Consider the following 8,189-nt stretch of genomic DNA (forward strand, 5'->3'; position numbering starts at 1 on the left):
CACGCGTCGATTTACCGGCCAGCTGCGAACGCGGCCAATTTCGCTTATCAGCGCCCCTCGGTCGATCTTGGCGGAGACCCCGGTGGCGTCAACCGGCCCAGGACTTGACCGAGGCGTCCTCCACCGTGTGTACACCGCCGCGCGGGTCGACGTGGCGACGGGTTCCTGTACGCCGCAATTCGTTGCGACCGACCGGCTGGACGAGACGATCCGGCCGTCGATGCAGAGTTCGCGTAGCGGACAGACCATCTCGCAAAGCGGATTTGAAGGACCAATGAGGAACCGTAATGTCCCTGGCATCATGGATGTGATCTGGCTAACACACAATTCGGTCGCCCATGCGCAACAAGGCTTTTCATGTTGTCGCCGACCCATCGGGCCGCACCGACATGCATTTCCGAGTTCTGCCGGAGTGAAGGCGCGGGGAACTGCACATCGTCAGCGCCGCCGACGGTCGAGGACGGCATGGTCAGCGTCGAATCGACGAACGGTGCCTGTTCATCGCGGAGGTGCAGGCTGGCTTAACGCCGTGTTCCCGGAGTTGGGACATGTCCATTTTTCGCATCGGTGCTCCTAGCGGATCGAACACGGACCCGGTGAAGCGTCCTAATACCGAGCGTCACGTCAAAACCTTGATTCTAAAAATGACAAATTCCTGCGGCTAGAGAGGACGAAGATGTATAAGAACCACACCGCACAACATCGTATCGAGGACGCTAAGATGTTGAGGGAGTCCGGCGTTCATAAGCTCGCGATAAAAGACCACGATGGGCACTGTCTGGCATATCTCTTGGCTTGGGACAGCTTCGAGTACGATTCTGATACCGACACCTATGTGTGTTTTGTGGATCGTGATGGCAGAGAACTCATGACCTTCCATACCGAGGGTGACGTCAAGCGAGAGGTTGGGACGAGTAGGTATGTCGTGACAGCCCCCACTGCTGCGGCTGCAGCCGAAACTGGTTGCGTCACTGGGACTTACTTACAGGATTGGCGCTCCGACCATCAGGATGGGAAGGACTTCAACGAGCCTGACTATCCCACGTCGGCGCGCCTTCCTGCATGAAGACCGGCGGGCACAACCGCATTCGGCATTGCCGAGGTCGACAACCGGCCGGACGGATCGACGCCGCGGTCGTACGCCTACTTCCACCACGGGTGTCCCGAGCCCGGCGGCCGCCGCCCCGATTCCGGGCACTCGGTGCGACGGACGCCACAATGGCGGTCGCACGCCCGTGACCAGCCGGAGCGCCCACCGCCATATCGAGACGTGCACACGGACGACGGTGGGTACTGCGCAATCGCGATTGTGTCTTCGCGCGCCTTGACCCGTGTGCGCTGCTCGCGCGCCGCTAAACCACGAAGGAACCCGGACCATTGCCGCGCTGGCCGACGCGATGCCGCCGCTGGACGACGACAACATCGTACGCCGATCCGGCTGCGTCGATTCTGGGCCCGCAGGGCCGTCGCCACGCTCGATTACCGCATGCTATAACAGGGTCTAGAAGAGACCGTTCGTACGGTTAGTTTTCGGGTGGAGGTCGAGGTGCCCAGATCAGCCGGCAGGCGCGCGGAAATTCTCGACGCATTTGTCCGCCACGTCGCCGCACGTGGCTACGACGGAACGAATATGGGTGACATCGCAAGCGAGCTTGGCGTGTCCAAGGGCACCATCGTCCACCACTTCGGAACCAAAGCGCAGATGCTGCGCGAACTCGAAGAAACTTACCTGGCTCGCGAGCTTGACTTGGTGCGAATGTTATGGGACCGGCTGACCACTCCCCAGGAACGCATCGCCGCGATTATTTACACCTCCGCGTTGCTACAAGTGCTCGCACGAGACGCTACGGTGGCCAGCCAGCGCGAGGTTGTTCAGTTGTCAGACGATCCGGCTATGCATGAAGTGCGCAAGCTGCGCAGTGAACTGCAAGCGCTCACGATTGGCGAGATTCGCAACGGGATCGACGCCGGTGTATTTCGGAGCGTGGACGTCGAGCTGGCCGCACTACAGCTGTGGGGGTCGGTGCAGTGGATGTGGGTGTGGTTCGACCGCGCCGATTCCCGGACGCCCGAGCAGGTCGGGGCTGCTTTCGTCGACGTGTTCCTCGGCGGACTGCTGCTCGACCGCCTGGCGCTGAGCAAGTGGGCGGATGCGCGCGGCGACGTCGTTACGGTCGTGCGCGAATGCGTTGCCGCGGTGTCAGGCATCACAGGTTGATCACTTCACGCTCCGTGTGAGACCACCACCACGGAGCCGATACCGACGCGCAACGCGTTGTCGGTGCCCGCGATCGCCCGTTCGCCAACCGGTCGCACGCGTCATCGATCAGTGTTCCGACTGTACGAACGGTCAGTAAGCGGCTAAGCATGTGTTGCCGCGGCGCGAAGCGTTGCCACGTGGGGGGCGCGTGCCGGGAACCAAAAGTCGCCAAACGTCCAGCTAGACGGCATATTTGGCTTTGCCTTAGAGCGTCGGCACCACTGTGCGAATTCTGGGAAGTGGCCGTTCGACGCGATGTATTGACTGTACGTATGGTCGGTAGGGTAGGGTTTCCATGGCGCAGGTGAGGAAAGGACGGCCCGACGATGGGGACCGAGATAGTCGAACCGGGACATCGGGGAGGCGACCGCCGCTGTCGAAGAGGTGAGGTGCCGCGTCGTGAACAACGTCTGGAACGTTGCGCCGGATGTCAACGAGAAGGGCGCCAAAATCGCCCTCGACGACCCGGACCGCGAAATGGCAGTCGAGGGTTCACATTTCGGGTTCCTGTCGTGAACGGGCAGCAATGACGACGACGCAGCCGCGGCTCACCGACGACTTTCGCGAGCGAGCGGGGACGCCGCTGGACCTGATCGGTGGCTTCATCCGGATGTGCATGCTGACCGGCAAGGCGCTGTTCCGCGCGCCGTTTCAGTGGCGCGAGTTCATCGTGCAGGGCTGGTTCATCATGAAGGTCGCGTTGCTGCCGACCATGATGGTCTCGATTCCGCTGACCGTGCTGCTCGTCTTCACGCTCAACATTCTGCTGACCCAGTTCGGCGCCGCCGACCTATCCGGCGCGGGCGCCGCGTTGGGTGCCGTCACTCAGCTCGGCCCACAGGTCACCGTGCTGGTAGTGGCCGGTGCCGGGTCGACGGCCATCTGCGCCGATCTGGGCGCGCGGACCATCCGGGAGGAGATCGACGCGATGGAGGTGCTGGGCATCGACCCCATCCACCGGCTGGTGGTTCCCCGGGTGTTGGCCGCGACCCTCGTTTCCACGCTGCTCAACGGCCTGGTGGTCATCGTCGGCCTGGTCGGCGGCTACGTCTTCGGGGTGTACCTACAGAACGTGTCGGGCGGTGCCTACGTGGCCACGCTGACCACGCTCACCGGGCTACCGGAAGTGGTCATCGCGACGGTCAAGGCGGCACTGTTCGGCCTGATTGCCGGGCTGGTCGGCTGCTACCGCGGGCTGACGGTCGGCGGTGGCGCCAAGGGTCTGGGCACCGCGGTCAACGAGACCGTGGTGCTGTGTGTGGTGGCGCTGTTCGCGGTCAACGTAGTGCTGACCGCGATCGGTGTGCGGTTCGGAACGGGGCGCTGACATGTCCACAGCTGCCGTGTTGCGCGCCCGCTACCCGCGGACGGCCGCCAACCTCAACCGCTACGTCGGTAGCACCTCCCGGGGTCTGGGCGAGACCGGGCAGCTGGCCTGGTTTACGCGTACCAGCCTCGGGCAGATCGGGTGGGCGCTGCGCTACTACCGTAAGGAGCTGCTGCGGACGATCGCCCAGATCGGCATGGGCACCGGTGCGATGGCCGTCATCGGCGGCACCGCCACGATCGTTGGTTTCGTGACGCTGTCGGGCAGCTCGCTGATCGCCATCCAGGGGTTCGCGTCACTGGGCAATATCGGTGTTCAGGCATTCACCGGGTTCGCCTCCGCACTGATCAACGTACGCATCGCCGCCCCCGTCGTCACCGGCATCGCGTTGGCCGCCACGGTCGGGGCCGGCGCCACCGCCGAGCTGGGCGCCATGCGGATCAGCGAGGAAATCGACGCCCTGGAGGTGATGGGCATCAAATCGATCTCTTACCTGGCGTCCACGCGGATCATCGCCGGGCTGGTGGTGATCATCCCGCTCTACGCCATGGCGTTGATCATGTCGTTCTTCTCCCCACAGGTCGTCACGACGGTGTTGTACGGACAGTCGGCCGGCACCTACGAGCACTACTTCTGGACCTTTCTACGCCCCAACGACGTTTTCTGGTCGTTCGTGGAGACCATCATCATGGCCGGGTCCGTGATGCTCACCCACTGCTACTACGGGTACCAGGCGAGCGGCGGCCCGGTTGGCGTCGGCCAGGCTGTTGGGCGATCGATGCGCCTCTCGCTGATCATGGTGCAGGTCGTGGTCCTGTTGGCAACGCTGGCGCTCTACGGCGTCAACCCGAACTTCAACCTCACGGTGTAGCCGCCATGACGACGCCGGTGAAGAAGAACAAGCTACGCACCCCGCGGTACAAGTTGGAGGGTGTGGCGTTGCTGGTGGTGGCTGCGCTGGTGATTGTGCTGGTGTACTTGCAGTTTCGGGGGGATTTCACGCCGAAGACGCAGTTGACGATGCTGGCTTCGCGGGCCGGGTTGGTGATGGATCCGGGGGCAAAGGTCACCTATAACGGGGTGGAGATCGGCCGGGTGGCCAACATCTCGCGCGTCGAGCGTGACGGCCAGCCGGCAGCCAAGTTCCTCTTAGATGTGTATCCGAGATACCTCGATCTCATTCCGGCCAATGTGGTGGCCAACATCAAGGCGACCACCGTGTTCGGCAATAAGTATGTGTCGTTCACCTCGCCGCAAAACCCTTCGCCGCAACGGATCACATCGCAGGATGTAATCGACGCGAGGTCGGTGACGACGGAGATCAACACGGTGTTCCAGACGCTCACCTCGATCGCCGAGAAGGTGGATCCGGTCAAGGTGAACCTGACGCTGAGCGCAGCCGCGCAGGCGTTGGCCGGGTTGGGTGACAAGTTCGGCCAATCGATCGTCAACGGCAACGCCATCCTCGACGATGTGAATCCGCAGCTGCCGAAGGTTCGGTATGACATTCAGCGGTTGACGGCTCTGGGCAACACCTACACCAACGCGGCGCCGGACCTGTTCGACTTCCTCAACAATGCGATCCCCGCCACGCGCACCCTCACCAGGCAGGAAGACGATCTGGATACGGCATTGTTGGCGGCGACGGGACTCGGCAATACCGGCGAAGACATCTTCCGGCGGGGTGGGCCATATTTCGCTCAGGGCGCCGCCGACCTGCAGCCGAGCGCAGAACTGCTCGACACCTACAGTCCCGAGCTGTTCTGCACCATCCGCAACTTCCACGATGTCGAACCCAAGATCGCCGCCTTCGCAGGCGGTAGTAACGGCTACTCGCTGCGACAGACTTCCAAGCTGCTATCAGGTGCGGGACTCCTCCTGTCTCCGATGGTTTTCCCCGTTTTACTCTCAGGGGTCGGAGGGCTGGCCGGACTGGTGGGCGGGGCGCCGAATCCCTATGTCTATCCAGAAAATCTGCCGCGGACCAACGCCCGCGGCGGGCCGGGGGGTGCGCCGGGGTGCTGGCAGCCCATCACCCGGAACCTGTGGCCGGCGCCGTATCTGGTGGAGGACACCGGCGCCAGCATCGCGCCGTACAACCACTTAGACACCGGCTCACCGTACGCGGTCGAGTACGTCTGGGGCCGTCAGCTCGGAGATAACACGATCAACCCATGAATATCACCGGTACCGCCATCAGACTCGGCAGCTTCTCCGTGGTGCTGCTGTTCTTCACCGCGTTGATAGTCGTGGTTTTCGGTCAGCTGCGCTTTGACCGGACCAACAGCTACTCCGCGGATTTCAGCAATGCCAGCGGCCTGCGGGACGGTCAGTTCATCCGCGCCTCAGGGGTGGAGATCGGCAAGGTCAAAAAGGTGCAGCTGGTCGACGGCGGCCATCGGGTACACGTCGACTTCGACATCGACCGCTCGGTACCGCTGTATCAATCGACGACCGCGCAAATCCGCTATCTGAACCTAATCGGTGACCGCTACCTGGAACTGAAACGCGGCGAGGGGGAGGGCGCTGACCGGATACTGCCGCCGGGTGCATTCATCCCGCTGGCCCATACCGCGCCGGCGCTGGATCTCGACGCGCTGATCGGGGGCTTCAAGCCGCTGTTTCGGGCGCTGAATCCGGAAAAGGTCAACAACATCGCGTCGGCCATCGTCACCGTGTTCCAGGGTCAAGGCGGCACTATCGACGACATTCTCGATCAGACCGCGCAACTGACCGCGCACATTGCCGAGCGTGACCAGGCCATCGGCGAGGTGGTCAAGAATCTAAACACTGTGCTGGACACCACAATCCGGCACCGCAAGGCGTTCGACCAGACGGTGAACGACTTCGAGGTGCTGATCACCGGGCTCAAGGACCGCGCCGACCCGCTAGCCGCCGGCACCGCGAACATCTCCAACGCCGCCGGGACGGTGGCCGACCTGCTGGCCGACAACCGGGGCCTGCTGCACAACACCGTGAACTATTTGGACGCTCTTCAGCAACCGCTCATCGATCAGCGTGCTCAGGTCGACGATCTGCTCCACAAGACACCGACCGCATTGAACATGATCGGGCGCGCTGTCGGCACGTATGGAGATTTCGCGAACTTCTACATCTGCGATCTCACGCTCAAGACCAACGGGCTGCAGCCCGGCGGCCCGGTCCGCACAGTCAAGATCTGGCAACAGCCGTCGGGTAGGTGCACGCCGCAATGAGAACGCTCGAACCCGCCAACCGGCGGCGGATCGCTCTGGTGGGCATCGCGGTGGCGCTGCTCGTCGTCGCCGTGAGCCAAACCTTTACCAGTGTCCCTATGCTGTTCGCTTCGCCGTCTTATTACGGACAGTTCACTGACACCGGCGGGATGAACAAGGGCGACAAGGTGCGCATCGCCGGCGTGGATGTCGGACGCGTCCAGGCGCTCAAGATCGACGGCGACCACATCGTCATGAAGTTCTCGACCGGCAGCAACATCATCGGCTCTGAAAGTCGACTGGCGATTCGCACCGACACCATCCTCGGAAAAAAGGTGCTCGAGGTCGAGCCGCGGGGCAGTCAAGAGTTGCGTCCCAACGCGACGCTGCCGCTAAGCCAGAGCACCACCCCTTATCAGATTTACGACGCGTTCTTCGATGTCACCAAGGCCGCCGAGGGCTGGAACATCGAGACGGTCAAACAATCGCTGAATGTCCTGTCGCAGACCATTGATCAGACCTATCCGCACCTTAGTGCTGCCCTCGAAGGGGTGGCCAAGTTCTCCGACACCATCGGCAAACGCGACGACCAGATCACCCATCTGCTGGCGCAGGCCAACCAGGTGGCCAGCGTGCTGGGTGACCGCAGCGAAAAGGTCGACCGGCTGTTGGTAAACGCCAAGACGCTGCTGGTCGCGTTCAACGAACGCAGCCGCGCTATCAGCGCGCTGCTGGGGAACGTCTCCGCGTTTTCAGCTCAGGTGCAGAATCTCATCAACGACAACCCGAACCTGAACCATGTGCTGGAACAGCTGCGCACACTCAGTGACCTCCTGCGCGACCGCAAAAACGACGTGGCGCAAGCGCTCACGATGGTCGGCAAATTCAGCGCATCGTTGAACGAGACCGTCGCGTCGGGGCCGTTTTTCAAGGCGTATATCGCCAACCTATTGCCGTTCTTCGTCCTGCAGCCGTACGTAGATGCGGCGTTTAAGAAGCGCGGCATCGACCCGGAGGACTTCTGGCGCAGCGCCGGGTTGCCGGCGTTCCGGTTCCCCGATCCTAACGGCACCCGGTTCCCCAACGGCGCACCTCCGCCGGCGCCGCCGGTGCTCGAGGGCACCCCGGATCATCCTGGACCGGCGGTCGCACCAGGATCACCGTGTTCCTACGCCCCGCCGCCCGAACTGTTGCCACGCCCCGGCAACCCGTTGCCGTGCGCGGGCCTGGACCAGAGCGCAGGCCCGTTCGGTCCGTTAGCGGGTCCCGTGTTGGGGCTGCCCGACGTGTTGACTTCGCCAGCCAAACCCGACGGGCTGCCGCCGACACCCGGCATCCCGATTGCCGGGCGGCCAGGCGATCCGCCACCGGATCTGCCGGGCACGCCGGTGCCGCTGCCGCCCAACGC

6 protein-coding genes are annotated in these 8,189 nt (G+C 63.1%); all 6 read left to right on the forward strand.

The genetic code is table 11. From position 1 onward, the window contains the following. Window positions 1–1,546 precede the first annotated feature (1,546 nt). Window positions 1,547–2,218, forward strand: a complete 672-nt coding sequence (locus WA317_RS15225; RefSeq protein ID WP_425173819.1) for a TetR/AcrR family transcriptional regulator — start codon at window positions 1,547–1,549, stop codon at window positions 2,216–2,218. A gap of 568 nt (window positions 2,219–2,786) precedes the next feature. After that, entirely contained in the window at window positions 2,787–3,587 is an 801-nt protein-coding gene (locus WA317_RS15230) for an MlaE family ABC transporter permease (RefSeq protein WP_425173820.1), read from the forward strand. Window position 3,588: 1 nt separating this feature from the next. After that, complete coding sequence (locus tag WA317_RS15235) at window positions 3,589–4,458, forward strand: MlaE family ABC transporter permease (protein ID WP_425173821.1); 870 nt, start codon at window positions 3,589–3,591, stop codon at window positions 4,456–4,458. A 5-nt stretch (window positions 4,459–4,463) separates the two neighbouring features. Continuing rightward, the gene (locus WA317_RS15240) at window positions 4,464–5,765 is read left to right on the forward strand and encodes an MCE family protein (protein ID WP_425173822.1); all 1,302 of its coding nucleotides are present in this window, start codon (window positions 4,464–4,466) and stop codon (window positions 5,763–5,765) included. Further along, a complete protein-coding gene (locus tag WA317_RS15245) occupies window positions 5,762–6,802 on the forward strand; it encodes a virulence factor Mce family protein (RefSeq protein ID WP_425173823.1) in 1,041 nt (346 codons plus the stop codon). Before WA317_RS15240 ends, WA317_RS15245 begins: the two co-directional genes overlap by 4 nt. Then, the coding region (locus tag WA317_RS15250) for an MCE family protein (RefSeq protein WP_425173824.1) at window positions 6,799–8,189 on the forward strand (1,391 nt) is incomplete at its 3' end. The genes WA317_RS15245 and WA317_RS15250, both read left to right, overlap by 4 nt.

This window comes from Mycobacterium sp., from assembly GCF_049802695.1.
Lineage (GTDB): Bacteria > Actinomycetota > Actinomycetes > Mycobacteriales > Mycobacteriaceae > Mycobacterium.

Coding starts and splice junctions, on each gene's coding strand:
- WA317_RS15245 (WP_425173823.1), top strand. CDS start 5,762: ATGAATATCACCGGTACCGCCATCAGACTCGGCAGCTTCTCCGTGGTG.
- WA317_RS15235 (WP_425173821.1), top strand. CDS start 3,589: ATGTCCACAGCTGCCGTGTTGCGCGCCCGCTACCCGCGGACGGCCGCC.
- WA317_RS15240 (WP_425173822.1), top strand. CDS start 4,464: ATGACGACGCCGGTGAAGAAGAACAAGCTACGCACCCCGCGGTACAAG.
- WA317_RS15230 (WP_425173820.1), top strand. CDS start 2,787: ATGACGACGACGCAGCCGCGGCTCACCGACGACTTTCGCGAGCGAGCG.